Origin of the sequence: Dokdonella ginsengisoli (assembly GCF_042652785.1) — a bacterium.
GTDB classification, from domain to species: Bacteria; Pseudomonadota; Gammaproteobacteria; order Xanthomonadales; family Rhodanobacteraceae; genus Dokdonella_A; species Dokdonella_A ginsengisoli.
In genome coordinates this window covers 191,223-210,609 of sequence record NZ_JBHSHD010000007.1, presented here as the reverse complement: position 1 = coordinate 210,609, position 19,387 = coordinate 191,223, and the positions used below count along the sequence as shown (strand labels likewise).

Below are 19,387 nucleotides of genomic sequence, written 5' to 3'. Positions count from 1 at the left end.
CCCGGCGCAGGAGCCTCGTCATGTCGCTTGCCTGCCCCGGCCAGGACTCCGTTGGCGCTGCGCGCACGGCGCGCGAGCGTCCGGGCTTCGTGCGCGCGACCGCGTCGGACCGCCCCGGCGTGGCTCAGCCGGTGCCGGAGCGCGAGATTCCGCTGCAGCCGTGGCCGCGCATACTGGCGATGGCGACGATGCTGACGCTGCTCGCGCTCGGCGCTTGGGAATGGCGCATGCGCACGCTGCAGCTGATGCCGGGCGATCTGGGCGACTACGCCTCGGGCTGGGCGGAGCAGCGCCGGCGCATCGACAGCGAGGATGTGCCGGTGGCGATCGTCGGCGATTCGCGCATCCTGTTCGATACCGATCTTGCCCGCTTCGAGGCGCTGACCGGCGTGCGTCCGCTGCAGCTCGCGCTGGTCGGCACGAATGCCCGGCCGTTCCTCGAAAACCTCGCCGACGCCCTGAACTTCAGGGGGCTCGCGGTCGTCGGCATCGCGGAGACCTCGTACTTCCGCCGCGAGACCGGCCTGCGCGCCGACGCGCTGAAGCTGTACCGCTACGAATCGCCGGCGCAGCGCAGCGCGTTCCTGCTGCATCGCGCGCTGTCGCGCGTCTTCGGTTTCCTCGACGAGGAATACCGCCTCAGCCGGCTGGTGCGCCGGCTCGATCCCGACCTGCGCGCCGGGGCGGACGGGCCGTACGGCGAGGTCTGGAAGATCATCTCGACGACCGACCAGCGGCAGAGCGGGATGTGGACGCGCATCGAAAGCGACGAGCGCCTGCGCGAGCACGCGCGCCTGGCGTTCGAGCGCTCGCGCATGCGGACCGGGCCGCCGGTCGCCGACGACGTCGTGGCGATGACCCTGGAGGCGACGCGTGCGGCCGTCGCGAAGATCCGCGCGCGCGGCGGCGACGTCGTCTTCGTGCGGCCGCCGTCGACGGGGCCGCTCCGCGCCGGCGAGGACCGGCGCCTGCCGCGCGCGCGCGGCTGGGAAGCGCTGCTCGCGGCGGCCGCCGTGCGCGGCATCCACGCCGACGACGTGCCGCAGGCGCAGGGCCTGACGCTGCCGGAGAATTCGCACCTCACACGCGCCTGCGCGACGGTGTTCACCGATGCCTACGTGCGCAGGCTGGCGAACCTCACCGCGCGCCTGCCCCTGCGCGCGGATGCCCCGCCCGCGCTGCAGCCGGCCGACTGCGTCGCGGCCGGCGCGGTGGCTGCTGCGCCGCCTTCGCCGTAGCGGCCGCGCGAGTCGTGCCGCGGCACGTTCCGCTACAATGCGCGGCTCGCACTACCGGCACCCCCATGATCGCCTTCCGAAACTTCGCCCTGCGCCGTGGCGAACGCCTGCTCCTGTCCGATGTCGACATCGCGCTGCACGCCGGCGCCAAGGTCGGCGTGATCGGCCGCAACGGCTGCGGCAAGTCGAGCCTGTTCGCCGTCGTGACCGGCGAGATCGAACCGGACAAGGGCGACATCGATCTGCCCAACAAGCTGCGCCTGGCCAGCGTCGCGCAGGAAACGCCGTCGCTGCCGGACTCCGCCATCGACTTCGTCGTCTCCGGCGATACCGAAGTGCACGCGATCCTCGAGGCGGAGAAGGCGGCGACCGCGGCCGAGGACTGGGACGGCGTCGCCGCCGCGCACCAGAAGCTCGCGGAGATCAACGGCTACGACGCCGAGGCGCGCGCCGGACGCCTGCTGCACGGCCTGGGCTTCCGCCCGCAGACGCATCGCATGGCGGTGTCGGAATTCTCCGGCGGCTGGCGCGTGCGCCTGAACCTGGCGCGCGCGCTGATGCAGCCGTCCGATCTGCTGCTGCTCGACGAACCGACCAACCATCTCGACCTCGACGCCGTGCTCTGGCTCGAGCAGTGGCTGCAGAAATATCCCGGCATGCTGCTGATGATCTCGCACGACCGCGAGTTCCTCGACGGCCTGTGCACGCACACGCTGCACCTGCACGAGCAGCGCGCCAAGCTCTACAGCGGCGACTACACCAGCTTCGAGCGCCAGCGCGCCGAGCACCTGCGCCAGCAGCAGATCGCGTTCGAGAAGGAGCAGGCCGAGCGCGCGCACCTGCAGGCCTTCATCGACCGCTTCAAGGCGAAGGCGAGCAAGGCCAAGCAGGCGCAGTCGCGCGTCAAGCGCCTGGCCAAGCTGGCCGGCACCGAGGCGGTGCGCGCCGAGCGCGAGATCCGCATCAACTTCGCCCAGCCGGCCAAGCTGCCGCATTCGCTGCTGCGCCTGAACCTGGTCGACGCCGGCTACAGGCTGGACGGCAGCGCGCACGCCGGGCCCTCGGACCACGATGTGCCGGAGGAGGGTGATCACGTCACCATCCTGCGCAAGGTCAAGTTCGGTCTCGAAGCCGGCGACCGCATCGGCCTGCTCGGCCCGAACGGCGCCGGCAAGTCGACTCTGGTGAAGACGCTCGTCGGCGAACTGCCCCTGCTCGACGGCGAGCGCACCGCGCATCCGGACCTCGTGCTCGGCTACTTCGCCCAGCACACGGTCGAATCCCTGCACGAAGGCCAGACGCCGATCGACCATTTGCGCGAGATCGCGCCCGGCGTGTCGACGCAGGATTTCCGCGACTATCTCGGCCGCTGGCAGTTCCCCGGCGATCGCGCGTTCGAAGTCGTCGACGGCTTCTCCGGCGGCGAGCGCGCGCGCCTGGCGCTGGCGCTGATCGCCTGGCGCAAGCCGAACGTGCTGCTGCTCGACGAACCGACCAACCACCTCGACCTGGAGATGCGCGAGGCGCTGGCCGAGGCGCTGAGCGACTTCGAAGGCGCGATCGTGCTGGTCTCCCACGACCGCCACCTGACCGGCCTGGTGTGCGATACGTTCTGGCGCGTCGCCGACGGCAAGGTCGAGGAGTTCAGCGGCGACCTCGACGAGTACGCCGCCTGGCTGCGCGCGCGCGGCTCCAACGGCGGCGGCGAGGCCGAGCCGAAGGTCAAGGCGAAGGAAAAGGAAAAAGAAAAGCCCGCTTCGCCCCAGGGCAAGGTGCCCGACTACACGCCGAAGAAGCAGCGCGGGGCGGGGCGCTGAGACCGGCCCGGTCGGGCCGGTTTCCTCATCGCGACGGTCCTTCCGTCAAGCCCCCGGCCACAACCACGCGAACGTCGCCGCCGTGACGATCGCGTAGACCAGCCCGTCGATCGCGTACTTCAGCGAGACGATCCACGGCTGGCCGCGCCAGATCGCGTTGGTCGGCTCGCCGAACGAATAGCCGAGCAGGGCGGCGAGGCCGACCGTGTGCCAGATCGCGTGCGAGCCGGCGCCCGGCGGCAGCACGGTGCCGGCGAGGCCGGCGCAGACGACCGAGATCGCCAGGCAGAGCAGGAACCAGGCGCCGAGGTGGGAACCCAGGCTCTTCATGCCGTTGGGGCTGAGGTAGATCTTCGCCACCGGCCCCTGGTTGAATTTCGCCTGCACCGCCGGATCCTTGTACGTCGCCGGATCGCAGAACGGCATCATGTACAGGCCCGGCGCCGGGTTGCCCCTGCGGATCGCCGCGGCGACCTCGTCCTCGTTCGCGAACCCTTTCATGTCGGGTCCGTGCCAGAACTTCAGGGCCATGTTGATCACGGCGCTGGCCAGAAAGACGAACACCGCCGACAGCAGGATCGGCAGCCAGAACGACATCAGGAACATGACTTCCCTCCCGTGGTGAGTCGCCGCCAGTCTACGCGGCCGGGGCCTTCGCCGCGCGGTCGCAAGACAACCCCGCGCCGAGATCTGGGCCGTTGCACGCCCGCGTGGTAGAACGGTGCCGCCGGCATCGCCACGAACGGAGTCCCCATGGCCTGCTTTCCGAAGATCGACCAACCCTGTCCGCTCGGCATCGACGAGCGCAAGCGCATCGACGGCTGGTGCGCGCGCTGCGAGAAGACCGTGCACGCGCTGGACGGCATGAGCGAGGAGGAGCGGCGCGCGCTGCTGCGCAATGCGAAGGGGCCAGTCTGCGTTTCCTATCGGGTGCCGGCGATGCGTCCTCTCGGCGCGGGATTCGGTGCCGCATTGGCGATGACGATGTCCGCGTCGGCGTTGGCGATCGACGTACTGCCCACGGGGGCGCAAGCGGATCCGCTGCAGAGCCATGCCGGCACGTCGAGCACGATCCTGTCGGGCTCCAAGGCCGGCGGTCCGGAATGCGACGAGGTCAGGGCCGTCGCTGACGAGGAATTCCAGCCGATCGATACCGTCACGATCACCGGTGGCGTGCGGTCGCCCGACTCGGCCGAATGGGTCGACGATTCCGACCTTCCCGACCTGCCGATGCTCAGCGCTCCGGCGTCGTCGGCACCGAATCCGTGATTCGCCCGCTGCCGTCGCCTGCGGGCGGCGGCGGCAGTCCCACGGCATCGACGATCCGCAACGTCGAGATCCGCCGCATGACGCCGTAGGTTTCCTGCGGACTGCCGTCACCCACCCGCAACGCCACGTGCCCCGCGTCGAAGCGTCCGAGCGCGGCGTCGTAGCTGCGCCAGCGCTGGCCGGTCCACACCTGCACCCAGGTGTGCGGTCCGAACGCGTGCGAGCGCCCGAGAAAGCGGCTGTCGTAGACGAGGCCGGCGACGACGCGGGCCGGGATGCCGCGTGCACGCGCGGCGGCGGCGAGCAGCACGGCGAACTCGGTGCAGTCGCCTTCGCGTGAGGCGAAGGCTTCGGTGGCCGTCGCGTAGCGGCGGAAGTCGATGGCGCCGCTCATGTGCTTCTGCACCGCGAGCACGAGCGCGCTCATGCGCGAGTCGACCGACGCTCCCGTCGCGCCGCGCGCAAAGGCGCGGATCGCGCGGTCGTCGCTGTCGACCCAGGCATTGGCGGCCAGGTAGCGCTGCAGCTCGGCGGCGGAAGGCGCGGCTTCGCGGCCGCAGTCTGCGCAGACGGTCAGCGTGACGCGATCGCCGCGAATCTCCACGTGCTGCTCGCCGGTTTCCGGCCAGTCACCGGTCGTGCCGGACGCGGTGTGTTCGAACGTGTAGCGGATCGTCCCGGCGCGCGCGCGTTCGGACATCTTGTACGGCGAGGCGACGAGCAGCGCGCGGACCGCGCGCTCGGCTTCGGCGTTCGAAGCGAACGGCGCCTCGTCGGCCCGCGCGGGCAGGGTCGCCGCGAGCAGGGCGAGGACGAGGCAGCGGAGCGGGGATGTCGGTGTGGCCATCGGCAGGGCGGTATCGAATGGGGCAGCCTGCCACGAAACGTCCGTCCGCGGCAGCCGGGGTTGTCGCCGCCGGGCCGGGCTTTGCGTTATCGTCGCGCCTCGCATCAAAGAGCCGCACGATGGCGACGAACCGGCCGAACATCGACCAGAACAGACTCGATCGCGTCGTCGCGGATGCGCGCCGCGCGGCCGAACAGCGTGGGCACGGCTACCGCGAGCGCGCGCTGCAGATGTATCCGTGGGTGTGCGGCCGCTGCGCGCGCACGTTCACGCGCATGAACCTGCGCGAGCTGACCGTGCATCACCGCGACCACGACCACGACAACAATCCGCCCGACGGCAGCAACTGGGAGCTGCTGTGCGTGTACTGCCACGACAACGAGCATTCGCGCTACATCGATCACGTCGCGGGCGACGGCGAGACGGCGACGGCCGCCGCCACCGGCAATCCGTTCGCGGGCCTGAAGGACCTGCTCGCCCGCGGCAAGGATTGATCGCGCACGCATGAAGCTGGTCAAGCGGATCGCCAATCTCGGCTACGGCAGCCGCAAGCAGGTCGCGGCCCTGTTCCGCGAAGGCCGCGTCACCGACGCGGCCGGCGAGGTGCTGTATGCGGACGACGCGGTCGGGCACGAGGCGATCCGCGTCGACGGCGAACCGCTCGATCCGCCGCCGGGCCTGGCGCTGATGCTGCACAAGCCGACCGGCTACACCTGCTCGACCAAGGACGCCGGCCGCCTCGTCTACGACCTGCTGCCGCCGCGCTTCCGGCTGCGCGATCCGCTGCTGTCGACGGTCGGCCGCCTCGATCGCGACACCTCCGGCCTGCTGCTGCTGACCGACGACGGCGCGCTGCTGCACCGGATCATCTCGCCGCGCGCGAACGTGGTGAAACGCTACCGCGCGCTGCTGGCCGAGGATCTGCGCGGCGACGAGGCGGCCGTCTTCGCCGGCGGCACGCTGATGCTCGACGGGGAGACGACGCCGCTGGCGCCGGCGCGGCTGGACGTGCTCGGCGCGCGCGAGGCGGAGCTGGCGATCGGCGAAGGGCGCTACCACCAGGTGCGGCGCATGTTCGCCGCGGTCGGCAACCACGTGGTTGCCCTGCATCGCGTGGCAATCGGCGGACTGACGCTCGGCGAGCTCTCGCCGGGCACGTGGCGCGCCCTCGGCACCGACGAGATCGCGCGCGTGTTCGCCCCCTCCGGCGAGGCGCCCGGCTCAGCGTGACGGCCGCGTCGCGGCGGCCAGCCGGAAGTACGCCCACACCGCAGCGACGGTGAGCGCCGCGAAGGCCGCCGCGGACAGCCAGAACGCGCGATCGGTGCCGGTCTGCCAGATCAGCTCGGCCGGTTTCGAGACCGCCTGCCATTCGGCCTGGCCGTGCAGCCACAGATCGAGATTGGAGTACAGGTTGCCGCCGGTGTGCAGCACGATCGCCGGCAGGATCGAGCGGCACAGGTGCGTGACGACGCCGTAGATCGCCGCGACCGCGACATAGTACGGCCACAGCGCCGGCGTGAAGTCCAGGTGCGCGACGGCGAACATCGTGCCGGTCACCAGGATCGCGACGAGCAGGCCGTGGCTGCGCTCGATCGGACCCTGCATGTAGCCGCGGAACGCGGCCTCCTCGACGAGGCCGGCGATCGGCGCGGCAGCCAGCAGCAGGGACAGCACGGTCAGCGGCGGCACCTGCGACAGATCCGGCAGGGTCTGCGCCGGCAGGACGAACAGGCGGTTGGCCAGCTTCAGGGCGAACACGAGCGCGGCGATGGCGAGTGTGCCGGCGAGCAGCGCCCAGGCCCAGACGCGGCCGGCGACGCGCTGCGCGCGCAGGCTCTGGCGGCACAGGGCCGCGGTCGAGGCCGGCGGTCCGGCGCCGCGCAGATAGCGCCAGAACAGCCACAGATAGACGGCCACCAGCGGGATCGCCCACGGCACCTGCGCGTGGAAGCGCAGGTTCGCCGCGAACAGCAGGTTGCGCGGAATCGTGCCGGCCATGGCGACCAGCAGGCCGAGCAGTACGGCGCGGACGACGACGGCCATGACTCCCTCCGAGCCGGCTGGCGAACGTTCCCTTCGCCACGATAGGCCGCCCGCGGCGCGGCGCAATAGGCCATTCGGCCTGCAGGTTCAGTCGCGGAAGTTGTCGAACTGCAGGGGGATCTCGAACTCGCCCTTGCGCAGCAGCGCGATCGCCAGCTGCAGGTCGTCGCGCTTCTTGCCGGTGACGCGCAGCTTCTCGCCGTTGATCTGCGCCTCGACCTTGAGCTTGGCCGCCTTGATCGCGGCGACGATCTTCTTCGCGACTGGCTGCTCGATGCCCTGCTTGACGGTGATCTTCTGCCGGGCGACGGCGAGGTTGACTTCCGGCTCCGCCGCATCGAGGCAGCGCACGTCGATGCTGCGGGCGGCCAGGCGCGCGCGCAGGATGTCGCCCATCTGCTTGAGCTGGAACTCGCTCGGCGCCGACTGCGTGATGACCGAGCCGTCCAGCTCGAAGCGCGCGTCGCTGCCCTTGAAGTCGAAGCGGTTGCCCAGCTCGCGGTTGGCCTGGTCGACCGCATTGGTCAGTTCGTGCTTGTCGACTTCGGAAACCACGTCGAACGAAGGCATGGCCGGGCCCGGAAAGGAAAGGGCGCAGTGTACCCGCCCGGCTGCGCTCGTTCTTAACGCCTTCGCAATCCCGCTTTGCGCGACAATCGGCCGATGAAGGCGCGATGGATTTCTTCTCTCTCGTTGGCCGCGGCGCTGCTCGCGATGGCGTCACGCGGCGCGCAGGCGCTGGAAAGCCGCGCGCTGCAGTTCGACGCCGCCGACTACCGCGTGGTCGAACTCGATCTCAGGCGCGACGCGCTGGAAGCGCGCTGGCGCGACGGCGACGGCAACGCGTTCGCCAGCATCGACGCGTTGAAGCGCTGGGGCGAGGGGCAGGGGCGCACGCTGCTGTTCGCGACGAACGCGGGCATCTACGACCGTCAGTTCCGCCCGCTCGGCCTCTACGTCGAGGACGGCCGCACCCTGCGGCCGCTGAACACGGCCCAGGGCAATGCGCGCTCGGGCAATTTCTCGCTGCAGCCCAACGGCGTGTTCTCGATCGACCGGCACGGCCGCGCCGCGGTGACGGCAACAGGCGACTGGAACGGCCGCGGCATCGACGCGCGGCTGGCGACGCAGTCGGGCCCGATGCTGGTCGTCGACGGCCGCATCAATCCGAGCTTCGTCGAGGACTCCGACAGCCTGAAATGGCGCAGCGGCGTATGCGCGCGCACCCCGGACGAGGTCGTCTTCGCGGTCAGCCAGGCGCCGGTCACCTTCCACGCCTTCGCGCGCCTGTTCCGTGACGGGATCGGCTGCCGCGACGCGCTGTACCTGGACGGCACGCTGTCGCGCATCTACACCGAGGCGGACGGCTACGCCGGAGCGCCGGCGATGATGGTCAAGCCGTATGCGGGCATGCTGGCGGTGTTCGGCGCGGCGGCCGAGTAGCTGCGCCGCGGGGGAATCCCTTTCTTTCGGAGGAGCCCCGAATCTTTCGGAGGAGTCCCGAAAAACACCCGTCATCCCCGCGAACGCGGGGATCCATCGTGATTCTGCTCCAGATGATCGAGAGCCCGATGGATTCCCGCGTTCGCGGGAATGACGACGATGAGGTTCGTCGGCGCTCGAGCTTGTGGAAGATCGAGTTCGCAGAAGCTGGGTTCGCAGAAGATCGAGCGCGCCGACGACCGGGCTTTTGCAGTACCGGGTCGTTCCAGGCGCGCTCGCAGAAGGACGAAGACGTCCGGCCGGGCCGGCTCAGCGCCCCTTCGCCGCCTTCTTCGCGGCTTTCTCGGCGCGCTTTTCCTTCAGGTTCTTTTCCGGTTTCTTCTTCTCGGTCTTCTTCTGGTTCAAGCCTTTCATGAGGCCTCCTGGACGGTGTGGTTCGGCGGTGCCGCCGGCGAAACCGCGGGCGGTGCCCCGCAAATCCTAGTCGTTCCGCCGGCGCGTTGAAATATCCCGTCCTTCGTCCCAGAGCGCATTCCAGCCGTCGGTTCCCAGCTCGCGCAGGGTGTCGATGTTGCGCCGGTAGATCGCCTCGGGATCGCGCACCGATTCGATCGCCGCCGCCACGCCGTCGGCGCGCAGCAGGTGCAGGATCGGATACGGCGAGCGGTTGGTGCAGTTCTCGATCGCGTCGGCCTCGGCGTCGCCGAACTGGTAGTGCGGATGGAAGCTGGCGATCTGCAGGTCGGCGTCGAGCTCGAGCTCGAGTTCATCCAGCGTCGCTTCGGCGACGTCGAGGAAATCGTTGTAGTCGAGGAAATCGCCGAGCACGTGCGGATGGATCAGCAAGGTGGTCTCGATCTCCTGCGGATCGGTCGCGATCAGGCGCTGCGCCTCCTCGCGCAGGTCCACCGCCAGCGCCTGCGCGTCGCGCGCGGCGCTGACGCGGTAGCGCACGCGCTGCTGCGCGTACGGCGCGCGTGCGAACGGGCACAGGCCCAGGCCGATCACGGCGCGCTCGATCCAGCGCCGCGTCGCGGCGATCACCTCGGCGTCGGACTGCGCCTGCGGTTGCGCCGTCATTCCGGCGCCTCGACCGCGTAGCCCTTGTCGCGCAGGCGCGCCAGCCAGCCGTCGCTCTTGGTCAGCTCGTCCATCGGCAGCACGGCGAAGGTGCTCGCGTTGCGCACCAGCGCGCCCTCGGCGGCCCTGGTCCATTCCTCGGCGACGCGCGCCTGCGCCGCGGCGACGCGTTCGCGCAGGCCCGGCGCGCTGGCGACGCCGCCGATGCAGGTCGCGTTCTGGTCGACGTAGGGCAGGCTGCGCAGCCCGTCCAGGTCGCCGGCGGCCCAGGCGTTGGCGCGCTGCTTCATCGCAGCCAGGTCGGTGTCGAGACGGTCCATCGTCGCGCGCAGGCAGGCGACGTCGGCCTCGCGCGGCGAGTTCCTGAATTCGCGGATCGCCTGGCGCGGATCGTCGATCTCGATCTCGACGTTGACCTCGGTCACCTTGACCGCGTGCTGCCTGGCGATCTCGCGCACCAGCGACTGCGCGTCGTTCTTCAAGCTGAGGCCGGACTTGACGATCGCCTTGCGGTACAGCTCGCGTGCGGCGAACATCGGGCGCTGCCGTTCGATGCCGCGATCGCGGCCGATGTAGCGCTCCTTGAGCACCTGCCAGCGCGCGTACAGGTCCGGCGGCAGCACGTCCTCGAGCTTGTCGCCGTCGGCGTTCTTGCGCACGCCGATCAGCGACGGCAGCAGGGTCAGGCGGCGGAAGAAGCCCAGTTCGACGCTCGGCCGCGGCGTGGTCAGCACTTCCTGCGATTGCGCGATCAGCTCGTCGGCCTCCTTGGAGCGCCAGGTCATGCCGGCCGGCAGCGGCGACCAGGTGCCGAGGATCCACAGCACGTGGTCGCCCTTGGACACCTTCCACAGGCCCGGTCCGGGCTGCTCGCCGGTGACCAGCACGGTTTCCATGACCGGCGCCTCGGCCGGCGCCGCGGCGACGGCGGCGGGCGGATCCTGTGCGAGAGCGGCGCTCGCCAGCGAGAGGCCGAGGACGGCGCACGACAGCCGGAATCGGAACATGGAAACCATCCTTCGAAGCGGTCGGAAAAACCGGCGAAGCCTACCCGCGCGAGCGTGAATCGCGTTTGACGCGGCCCTGCGTCAGATCCGCGCGACGCGCACGTTGCGGCCCTTGATGCGGCCCGCGCGCAGCCGCGCCAGCGCGTTGCCGGCGTCCTCGCGGCGCACGGCGACGTAGGAGCGCGTCGGGAACACGTCGATCTTGCCGACGGCGGCGGCGGGCAGGCCGGCGTCGCCGGTGAGCGCGCCGAGGATGTCGCCGGGGCGCATCTTGTCGCTGCGGCCGGCGTCGATGCGCAGGGTCGCCATCGGCGCCGGCAGCGGCGCGGACCGGCCGGTCCTGAGCGTTTCCCAGCGCAGTTCGCTGCCGTTGGATTCGGCGAGCTTGCGCGCCCGCGGCTGCTCGCGCGGGGCGACCAGGTTCAGCGCCAAGCCGCTGCGCCCGGCGCGGCCGGTGCGCCCGATGCGGTGCAGGTAGGTGTCGGCATCCGGCGGCAGCTCGTAGTTGACCACGGTGTCGAGGTCCTTGACGTCCAGTCCGCGCGCGGCGACGTCGCTGGCGACCAGGACTCGGCAGCTGCGGTTGGCGAAGCGCACGAGCACCTCGTCGCGATCGCGCTGGTCGAGGTCGCCGTGCAGCGCGAGCGCGTGGATGCCGGCGCCGCCGAGCGATTCGGCCACCTCGTCGACCTCGCGCCGCGTGTTGCAGAACACGATGCACGATTCCGGCGCGGCCTCGCCGAGCAGCGCCGCCAGCGCGGCGGGCTTGCGCGGCGTGTCGACTTCGTAGAAGCGCTGCTCGATCTGCGGCTTCTCCTGCGCGTCGGCGATCGTCACCTCGACCGGCTCGTGCAGGAATTCGCGGCCGATGCGGCGGATGTCCTCGGGGTAGGTCGCCGAGAACAGCAGTCCCTGCCGCTGCGGCGGCAGGTGGCGGACGATCTCGCGGATCGCCTTCTCGAAGCCCATGTCGAGCATGCGGTCGGCTTCGTCGAGCACCAGCGTGCGCACCTTCGCCAGTGACAGCGCGTTGGTTTCCAGCACTTCCTGCACGCGGCCGGGCGTGCCGACCACCACGTGCGAGTCCTTGCGCAGCGAGGCCAGCTGCGGCGCCAGCGGCACGCCGCCGGTCAGCAACAGCACCTTGAGGTTGGGGATCGCCGCCGCCAGCCGGCGGATCTCGCGGGCGACCTGGTCGGCCAGCTCGCGCGTCGGACACAGCACCAGGGCCTGCGGCTTCACGTAGGACGGATCGAGGCGGTGCAGCAGGCCGAGGCCGAAGGCGACGGTCTTGCCGCTGCCGGTGGGCGCCTGCGCGATCAGGTCGCGTCCGTCGAGCAGGGCCGGCAGGCCGGCGGCCTGCACCGGCGTCATCTCGACGTAGCCGAGCGCGTCGAGCGATCGCTGCAGGGCGGCGGGAAGGGGGAGCGAGGAGAAGGTAGGCATGCGCAATTCTCGCAGGTCGCGCGCGTGCGCGCGATTCGCGGCTCCGTGCGGCCGCGTGGAGCGACGCCGCGGACCGGCCGTGACGCCTCCCGTCGCCATCCCGCGGCCGCGACGCAGGCCAGTGCGGCGCCCATGGAATGCAATGTGAAATTCGGGTATTTGGCGAATTGATCACACTTGCATCTGTAACTTTTTAGCGCGACGCTTGCGCATCAGTGCGTCGCAACGACGTGCTGCTCCAGGGGGAGACCACATGTCCGTATCGTTCCGAGTCGGGGACCGACGCCTGCTGCGTCCGGTCCTGCTGGCCGTATCCGTCGCCGTATCCATCACCGTTTCGGGCGTCGCCTTCGCCGCTCCCGGCGATCCCGTCGGTCCGCTGGCGAACGTGGCGGCCGGCGGCGTGCTCGACCACGACCCGTACTTCAAGGACAACCATCCGGTCCGTTCGCTGGTCGGCCTGGCCGGCGGCAACGTCGTCGCCGCCTGGACCTCGCGGCCGAACACCGCCGTGTCGCCGGACTCGCCCGACGGCGCCAACGGCAAGCTGCACGGCGCGTTCTTCAAGATCCTGTCGGGGGCGACCGGCACGCCGGTCTCCGGCGTGGTCGCGCCGTACCTGGACATCAACGCCGACGGCACCGGGCGCCAGAACACGCCGCAGCTCGCCGCGCTCAGCAGCGGCGGCTTCGTGATGGTGTGGAACTCGCTCGGCGGGCCGGGCGACACCTATCAGAGCGGGCCTTCCGGCGGCGACGCCTACGGCCGCGTCTACAGCGCGACCGGTACCCCGGTCAGCGGCACCTTCCGCATCAACGAGAACGATCCCAACGGCGTCCCCGACGAGCAGGACCCCGTCGCCGTAGTCGGCCTGACCGGCGGCGGCTTCGCCGTCGTCTGGCACGACGAGAACGACGTCACCGGCAACACCGACGACTACTTCCTGCGCGTCTACGCCGCCAACGGCACGCCGCAGGCGGCGAGCGTGCGCCTGGGCGGCACCGGCCACGACGCGTTCTTCAAGGATTTCGACAACCTGCTCGGCGGACGCGGACTGATCGCGCTCTCCAACGGCAACGTCGCGGTCGCCTGGAGCACGCGCGACCAGAACAACGACGGCACCGGCGTCAGCACCGATGGCGGCGGCGGCGCCGGCTACATCCAGGTGTTCAACGCCTCGGGCGCGCCGGTGTCCGGCCTGATCCTTCCCTATGCCGACGTCAATCCGGACGGCAGCGGCAACCAGGACGCGCCGCAGCTCGCCGCGCTCGCCGGCGGCGGCTTCGTCGCCACGTGGAACTCCAACCGCAATACCAACGATCCCGGCTTCGTCGACGCCGGCACCGGCTTCAACGGCACGACCGGCGGCGAAGCCTACGCGCGCACGTTCAACAACTCCGGCGCGGGCACCAGCACGACGGTGCGCGTGAACGACCTGCGCACCGACGACAGCGAATACCCGTACGGGGTCGTCGCCCTGACCGGCGGCGGCTTCGCCATCGTGTGGAAGGAGGACGACGACAACACCGGCAACACCGACGACTTCTACGCGCGCGCGTTCACCGCCGCCGGCGCGCCGGCCGGGCCGAGCATCATGATCGCGGGACCCGCTTCCGATGCGCTGTTCGACGACTACGACGCGCCGCGCGGCCTGATCGCGCTCGACGACGGCGGCTTCGCGGCCGGCGTGCGCGTGCGCAGCTCGGGCACCGGCGGCACCGGTACCTCGATCGACGGCGGCGGCTACGCCTCGGCGGTGCGCGTGTTCAACGCCGACGGCACCGCGCGCACCGGGGTGCTGTTCCCGTACACGGACGTCAACCCCAACGGCAGCGGCAGCCAGAACATCCCGAAGCTGGCGGCGACCAGCGGCGGCTTCGCCGTGACCTGGAATTCCGCGCACAACGAGGACGACGGCGCCAACAACGACCAGGGCAACGGCAGCAACGCCACCAGCGGCGGCGACACCTGGGTGCGGCTGTACAACAACGCCGGCAATCCGGTGCACGCCTCGATCCGCGTGCACGACAGCGAGCCGACCGGCACGCCCGACGAACAGACGCCGCAGGCCATCGTCAAGGCCGGCGGCGGCTTCGCGGTGCTGATGCGCGACGAGAACAACGCCACCGGCAACACCGACGATCTGTATGCGCGCGTGTTCGGCGACGTGCCGGCGGCGGCGCCGGAGATCGCGGTGGAACAGCCGGCCGGCACCAACATCGCCGACGGCGGCAGCAAGGCGTTCGGCTCGGTCTATCTCGGCAGCAACGCCAGCCTGACCTTCACCATCCGCAACTCCGGCACCGCCAACCTCACCGGCCTTGCGATCACCAAGACCGGCGCCAACCCCGGCGACTTCACCGTCACCGCCAATCCGACCGCGCCGGTGGCGGCGTCGGGCACGACCACCTTCACCGTGCAGTTCGCTCCTGGCGCGGCCGGAGCGCGCAGCGCGGACCTGCACATCGCCAGCAACGACGCCGACGAGAACCCGTTCGACATCACCCTGACCGGCACCGGCGTGGCGCTGCCGAACCTGAGCATCAACGACGTCTCGCTCAACGAGGGCAACAGCGGCACCACCACCTTCGCCTTCACCGTCAGCCTGAGCGCGCCGGCGGGGCCGGGCGGCGTGACGTTCGACATCGCGACCGCCAACAACACCGCCGTCGCGCCGGGCGACTACACCCAGAAATCGCTGACCGCGCAGACGATCCCGGCCGGCAGCTCGACCTACGCCTTCAGCGTGCTGGTCAACGGCGATCTCGTCGCCGAGGCGAACGAGACCTTCTTCGTCAACGTGACCAACGTGACCAACGCGACCGTGACGGACGCGCAGGGGCAGGGCAGCATCGTCAACGACGACGTCGCCGGCTTCACCGTCACGCCGACGACCGGCCTGGTCACCACCGAGGCCGGCGGCACCGCCGTCTTCAGCGTCGCGCTGACCTCGCAGCCGACGGCGAACGTCACCCTCCCGCTGTCCAGCAGCGACACCAGCGAGGGCACGGTATCGCCGGCCAGCCTGACCTTCACCTCGGCCAACTGGAATACGGCCCAAACGGTGACGGTCACCGGCGTCGACGACGCGATCGACGACGGCGACGTGCCGTACGCCGTGGTCACCGGCGCTACGACCAGCGCGGACGGCTTCTACAGCGGCGTGAACCTGGCCGACGTCGCGGTGACCAATCTCGACGACGACGCTGCCGGCATCGTGGTCAGCCCGGCCGGCGGACTGGTCACCACCGAAGCCGGCGGCACCGCCACATTCGCCGTCGTGCTCGCCTCGCAGCCCACCGCCGACGTGACGATCCCGCTGTCCAGCAGCGACGGCAGCGAGGGCATCGTGGTCGGCGCGCCGGCCGTGACGTTCACCGCGGCGAACTGGAACGTGCCGCAGAACGTCACGGTCGCCGGCGTCGACGACCTGGTCGACGACGGCGACGTCGCCTACGCGGTCGTCACCGCGCCGGCGCTCAGCGCCGATCCGGGCTACGGCGGACGCGACGCCGCGGACGTGGCCGTCACCAATCTCGACGACGACACCGCCGGCATCGTCGTGACGCCGGCCAGCGGGCTGGTCACGACGGAAGCCGGCGGCACCGCGACGTTCACGATCGCGCTCGGCAGCCAGCCGACTGCCGACGTGACCATCGCGCTGTCCAGCAGCGACACCGGCGAAGGAACGGTCGCGCCGGCCGGCGTGACGTTCACCGCGGCGAACTGGAACGTGGCGCAGACGGTCACCGTCACCGGCGTCGACGACGACGTGGACGACGGCGACGTCGCCTACACCATCGTCACCGCACCGGCGGCGAGCGCCGACGCCGGCTATGCCGGGCGTGACGCCGCCGACGTCGGCGTCAGCAACACCGACGACGACAGCGCCGGCATCGTGGTGGCGCCGACCGGCGGCCTGGTCACGACCGAAGCCGGCGGCAGCGCGAACTTCGCCGTCGCGCTGGCCTCGCAGCCGACCGCCGACGTCACCATCGCGCTGTCCAGCAGCGACACCGGCGAAGGCACCGTGTCGCCGGCCAGCGTCACCTTCACCGCGGCCAACTGGAGCAGCGCGCAGACCGTGACGGTGACCGGCGTCGACGACGCGCTCGACGACGGCGACGTCGCCTACACCATCGTCACCGCGCCGGCGACCTCGTCCGATCCGGGCTACGCCGGACGCGATGCGGACGAGGTCGCGGTCAGCAACACCGACGACGACGAGGCCGGCGTCAGCGTGACGCCGGTCGTCGGACTGGTCACCAGCGAGGCCGGCACCACCGCCGCGTTCAACGTCGTGCTCGACAGCCAGCCGACCGCGGACGTCACCATCGCGCTGGCCAGCGACGATCCCGGCGAAGGCACCGCGCTGCCGGCCAGCGTGACGTTCACGCCGCTGGACTGGGACCAGCCGCAGACCGTGACGGTGACCGGCGTCGACGACTTCGAGGACGACGGCGACGTGCTCTACGCGATCGTGACCGATCCGGCCGCCAGCGCCGATCCGGCCTACGACGGCGTCGACGCGGACGACGTGGAAGTCACCAACACCGACAACGACACCGCCGGCGTCACCGTCGCGCCGACCGCCGGCCTGACCACCACCGAAGCGGGCGGCACCGCGACCTTCACCGTCGTGCTCAACACGCAGCCGACTGCCGACGTCACCATCGGCCTGGCCAGCAGCGACACCGGCGAGGGCACGGCCGCTCCGGCCAGCCTCGTCTTCACGCCGGCCGACTGGAACGTGGCGCAGACGGTCACCGTCACCGGCGTCGACGATCCGCAGGTCGACGGCAGCGTCGCCTACGCGATCGTGACCGCGCCGGCGACCAGCGCGGATGCGAACTACGCCGGCATCGATCCGGAGGACGTCGCCGCCAGCAACGAGGACGACGACGTGGCCGGCATCGCCGTCTCGCCGGCCGCGGGCCTGGTCACCAGCGAGGCCGGCGGCACGGCGACGTTCACGATCGCGCTCAACACGCAGCCGTCCGCCGACGTGACGATCGCGCTGTCGAGCAACGACACCAGCGAAGGCACGGTCGAACCGGCCAGCGTGACGTTCACCGCGGCGGACTGGAACGTGCCGCAGACGGTCACCGCCACCGGCGTCGACGATCCGCTCATCGACGGCGACGTCGCCTATTCGATCGTCACCGCCGCCGCGGCCAGCGGCGATCCGGACTACGCGGGCATGAACGCCGCCGACGTCATGGTCACCAACACCGACAACGACACCGCCGGCATCACGGTGTCGCCGACCGCGGGCCTGGTCACCAGCGAAGGCGGCGGCAGCGCCACCTTCACCGTGGTGCTGAACACGCAGCCTTCCGCGGACGTGACGATCGCGCTGTCCAGCGACGACACCGGCGAGGGTGACGTCGCCCCGGCGAGCCTCACCTTCACCGCGGCGAACTGGAACACCGCGCAGACCGTCACCGTGACCGGCGTCGACGACGCGCTCGCCGACGGCGACGTCGCCTACACGATCGTCACCGCGCCGGCGGTCAGTGCGGACGCGGACTACAGCGGGGTCGATGCCGCCGACGTGTCGGTGACCAACAGCGACGACGACGCAGCCGGCATCACGGTGGCGCCGACCGCGGGGCTGGTCACCAGCGAGGCCGGCGGCACGGCGAGCTTCACCGTGGTGCTGCGCACGCAGCCGAGCGCCGACGTGACGATCGCGCTGTCGAGCAGCGACATCGGCGAAGGCACGGTCGCGCCGGGCAGCGTCACCTTCACCGCGGCGAACTGGGACACGGCGCAGAGCGTGACCGTGACCGGCGTCGACGACGCGCTCGGCGACGGCGACGTCGCCTACACGATCGTCACCGCGGCGGCGGTCAGCGCCGACGCCGACTACGCTGGCCTCGACGCGCCGGACGTATCGGTGACCAACAGCGACGACGATGCGACCGGCATCACGGTGGCGCCGACCGCAGGGCTGGTCACCAGCGAGGCCGGCGGCAGCGCCAGCTTCAGCGTGGTGCTGCGCACGCAGCCGACCGCCGACGTGACGATCGCGCTGTCGAGCAGCGACACCGGAGAAGGCATCGTGGTGCCGGCCAGCCTGACCTTCACCCCGGCCAACTGGAACGCCGCGCAGACGGCGACAGTGACCGGTGTCGACGACGCGATCGGCGACGGTGACGTCGCCTACGCGATCGTCACCGCGCCCGCGGCGAGCGCCGATCCGGGCTACGCCGGCATCGATCCGCCGGACGTGGCGGTGATCAACACCGACGACGACAGCTCGGGCGTGTCCATCACGCCGGCCGCGCCGGTCTTCACCAGCGAAGCCGGCGGCAGCGCCACGCTGTCGATCGTGCTGAACACGCAGCCGAGCGCGAACGTGACCATTCCGTTCGCCTCCAGCGACACCGGCGAGGCGACCGTCGCGCCGGCCAGCGTGACCTTCACGCCGGCGAACTGGAACGTCGCGCAGAGCGTGACGATCAGCGGCGTCGACGACGTCTCCTTCGACGGCGACGCGGCCTACACGATCCAGCCGGGGCCGGTCGCTTCGGCCGATCCGGTCTACCAGGGCGTGGCGCTGGCACCGATCGCCGGTACCAACGGCGACGACGAGACCGACCGGCTGACCGCCTCGACGGCGACCGGCAGCGGCCCGGCGACGATCGTCATCGCCGGCGGGCAGTGCTCGCTGGATCCGGCGCAGAGCGGTTTCGTGGCGACCGGCGGGTTGCAGCTGCCGGCCGGGGTGTCGTTCCCGCACGGCGCCGTCGCGCTGCGCGCGCAGGGCTGCGCGATCGGTACCAGCCTGGCGGTGACGCTGACCTTCCCGTCGCGGCCGGCCGACTGGGCGCTGTGGAAGCTCGGCGCGGCGTCGGCACCGGCGACGATCGCGGCGACGGCATCGGGCGCGACCAGCGTCGCCTACACGATCGTCGACGGCGGCCCGCTCGACGCCGACGGTGCGGCCAACGGCGTCATCGTCGATCCGGTCGCGCTCGGCGTCGCCGACGTGCCGGGCGGCGTCGAGGCCAAGCCGGTGCCGGTGGCCGATCCGCGCGCGCTGGCTGCGCTGCTGTTGCTGCTCGCCGTGCTCGGCGGCGCGGCCCTGCGCGGGACGCGTCGCGACGAGCGCTGACGGGCGCGTTTCGCAGGCGCCGCCGGTTCGTGGCCGGCGGCGCCGCAGTGCGGGTTCTGCGACGAAGGCACCTC

At 71.1% G+C, this 19,387-nt stretch carries 14 protein-coding genes; 7 read left to right on the top strand and 7 right to left on the bottom strand.

Going from position 1 to position 19,387, the window contains the following annotated elements:
• The first annotated feature begins 20 nt into the window (after positions 1–20).
• Positions 21–1,238: a hypothetical protein gene (locus tag ACFO6Q_RS08595; RefSeq protein WP_380020228.1), complete on the top strand. Its 1,218-nt coding sequence runs from the start codon at positions 21–23 to the stop codon at positions 1,236–1,238.
• 65 nt (positions 1,239–1,303) lie between these two features.
• Positions 1,304–3,055, top strand: coding sequence for a ribosomal protection-like ABC-F family protein (gene abc-f, locus ACFO6Q_RS08590; RefSeq protein ID WP_380020227.1), 1,752 nt, complete (start codon positions 1,304–1,306; stop codon positions 3,053–3,055).
• Positions 3,056–3,100: 45 nt separating this feature from the next.
• Here the strand turns inward: abc-f and ACFO6Q_RS08585 are convergent, their stop codons facing one another.
• Positions 3,101–3,661 (bottom strand): hypothetical protein, encoded by a 561-nt coding sequence (locus tag ACFO6Q_RS08585; RefSeq protein WP_380020226.1) that lies wholly within the window; start codon positions 3,659–3,661, stop codon positions 3,101–3,103.
• A 147-nt stretch (positions 3,662–3,808) separates the two neighbouring features.
• On the opposite strand from ACFO6Q_RS08585, the gene ACFO6Q_RS08580 reads away from it, so the two are divergent.
• Positions 3,809–4,324, top strand: coding sequence for a hypothetical protein (locus ACFO6Q_RS08580; protein ID WP_380020225.1), 516 nt, complete (start codon positions 3,809–3,811; stop codon positions 4,322–4,324).
• Here ACFO6Q_RS08580 and ACFO6Q_RS08575 read toward each other — a convergent pair.
• Entirely contained in the window at positions 4,290–5,171 is an 882-nt protein-coding gene (locus ACFO6Q_RS08575; RefSeq protein WP_380020224.1) for a transglutaminase-like domain-containing protein, read from the bottom strand. The two genes, ACFO6Q_RS08580 and ACFO6Q_RS08575, sit on opposite strands and share 35 nt — an antisense overlap.
• A 119-nt stretch (positions 5,172–5,290) precedes the next feature.
• On the opposite strand from ACFO6Q_RS08575, the gene ACFO6Q_RS08570 reads away from it, so the two are divergent.
• Together ACFO6Q_RS08570 and ACFO6Q_RS08565 are read left to right on the top strand one after the other, a co-directional pair.
• Positions 5,291–5,665 carry a YajD family HNH nuclease gene (locus tag ACFO6Q_RS08570; protein WP_380020223.1) on the top strand — a complete coding sequence of 125 codons (375 nt, stop codon included), beginning with the start codon at positions 5,291–5,293 and terminating at the stop codon, positions 5,663–5,665.
• A 10-nt stretch (positions 5,666–5,675) separates the two neighbouring features.
• Complete coding sequence (locus tag ACFO6Q_RS08565) at positions 5,676–6,401, top strand: pseudouridine synthase (RefSeq protein WP_380020222.1); 726 nt, start codon at positions 5,676–5,678, stop codon at positions 6,399–6,401.
• Here the strand turns inward: ACFO6Q_RS08565 and ACFO6Q_RS08560 are convergent.
• Positions 6,393–7,217 carry a CPBP family intramembrane glutamic endopeptidase gene (locus ACFO6Q_RS08560; protein WP_380020220.1) on the bottom strand — a complete coding sequence of 275 codons (825 nt, stop codon included), beginning with the start codon at positions 7,215–7,217 and terminating at the stop codon, positions 6,393–6,395. The genes ACFO6Q_RS08565 and ACFO6Q_RS08560 overlap by 9 nt on opposite strands.
• 87 nt (positions 7,218–7,304) lie before the next feature.
• A complete protein-coding gene (locus tag ACFO6Q_RS08555) occupies positions 7,305–7,787 on the bottom strand; it encodes a YajQ family cyclic di-GMP-binding protein (protein ID WP_380020218.1) in 483 nt (160 codons plus the stop codon).
• A gap of 93 nt (positions 7,788–7,880) precedes the next feature.
• On the opposite strand from ACFO6Q_RS08555, the gene ACFO6Q_RS08550 reads away from it, so the two are divergent.
• Positions 7,881–8,660: a phosphodiester glycosidase family protein gene (locus ACFO6Q_RS08550; RefSeq protein ID WP_380020217.1), complete on the top strand. Its 780-nt coding sequence runs from the start codon at positions 7,881–7,883 to the stop codon at positions 8,658–8,660.
• 480 nt (positions 8,661–9,140) lie between these two features.
• Here ACFO6Q_RS08550 and ACFO6Q_RS08545 read toward each other — a convergent pair whose 3' ends face one another.
• The 3 genes from ACFO6Q_RS08545 to dbpA all read right to left on the bottom strand — a co-directional run bounded on the left by ACFO6Q_RS08545 (position 9,141) and on the right by dbpA (position 12,193).
• The gene (locus ACFO6Q_RS08545; RefSeq protein WP_380020216.1) at positions 9,141–9,740 is read right to left on the bottom strand and encodes a DUF1415 domain-containing protein; all 600 of its coding nucleotides are present in this window, start codon (positions 9,738–9,740) and stop codon (positions 9,141–9,143) included.
• A complete protein-coding gene (locus ACFO6Q_RS08540; RefSeq protein ID WP_380020215.1) occupies positions 9,737–10,747 on the bottom strand; it encodes a TraB/GumN family protein in 1,011 nt (336 codons plus the stop codon). The genes ACFO6Q_RS08545 and ACFO6Q_RS08540 overlap by 4 nt, the downstream gene beginning before the upstream one ends.
• A gap of 81 nt (positions 10,748–10,828) precedes the next feature.
• On the bottom strand, positions 10,829–12,193 hold the full coding sequence (gene dbpA, locus ACFO6Q_RS08535) for an ATP-dependent RNA helicase DbpA (RefSeq protein WP_380020213.1): 1,365 nt from the start codon (positions 12,191–12,193) through the stop codon (positions 10,829–10,831).
• Between the two features lie 253 nt (positions 12,194–12,446).
• Between dbpA and ACFO6Q_RS08530 the strand changes: the two genes are divergently transcribed.
• Positions 12,447–19,313 (top strand): choice-of-anchor U domain-containing protein, encoded by a 6,867-nt coding sequence (locus ACFO6Q_RS08530; RefSeq protein WP_380020212.1) that lies wholly within the window; start codon positions 12,447–12,449, stop codon positions 19,311–19,313.
• Positions 19,314–19,387 lie beyond the last annotated feature (74 nt).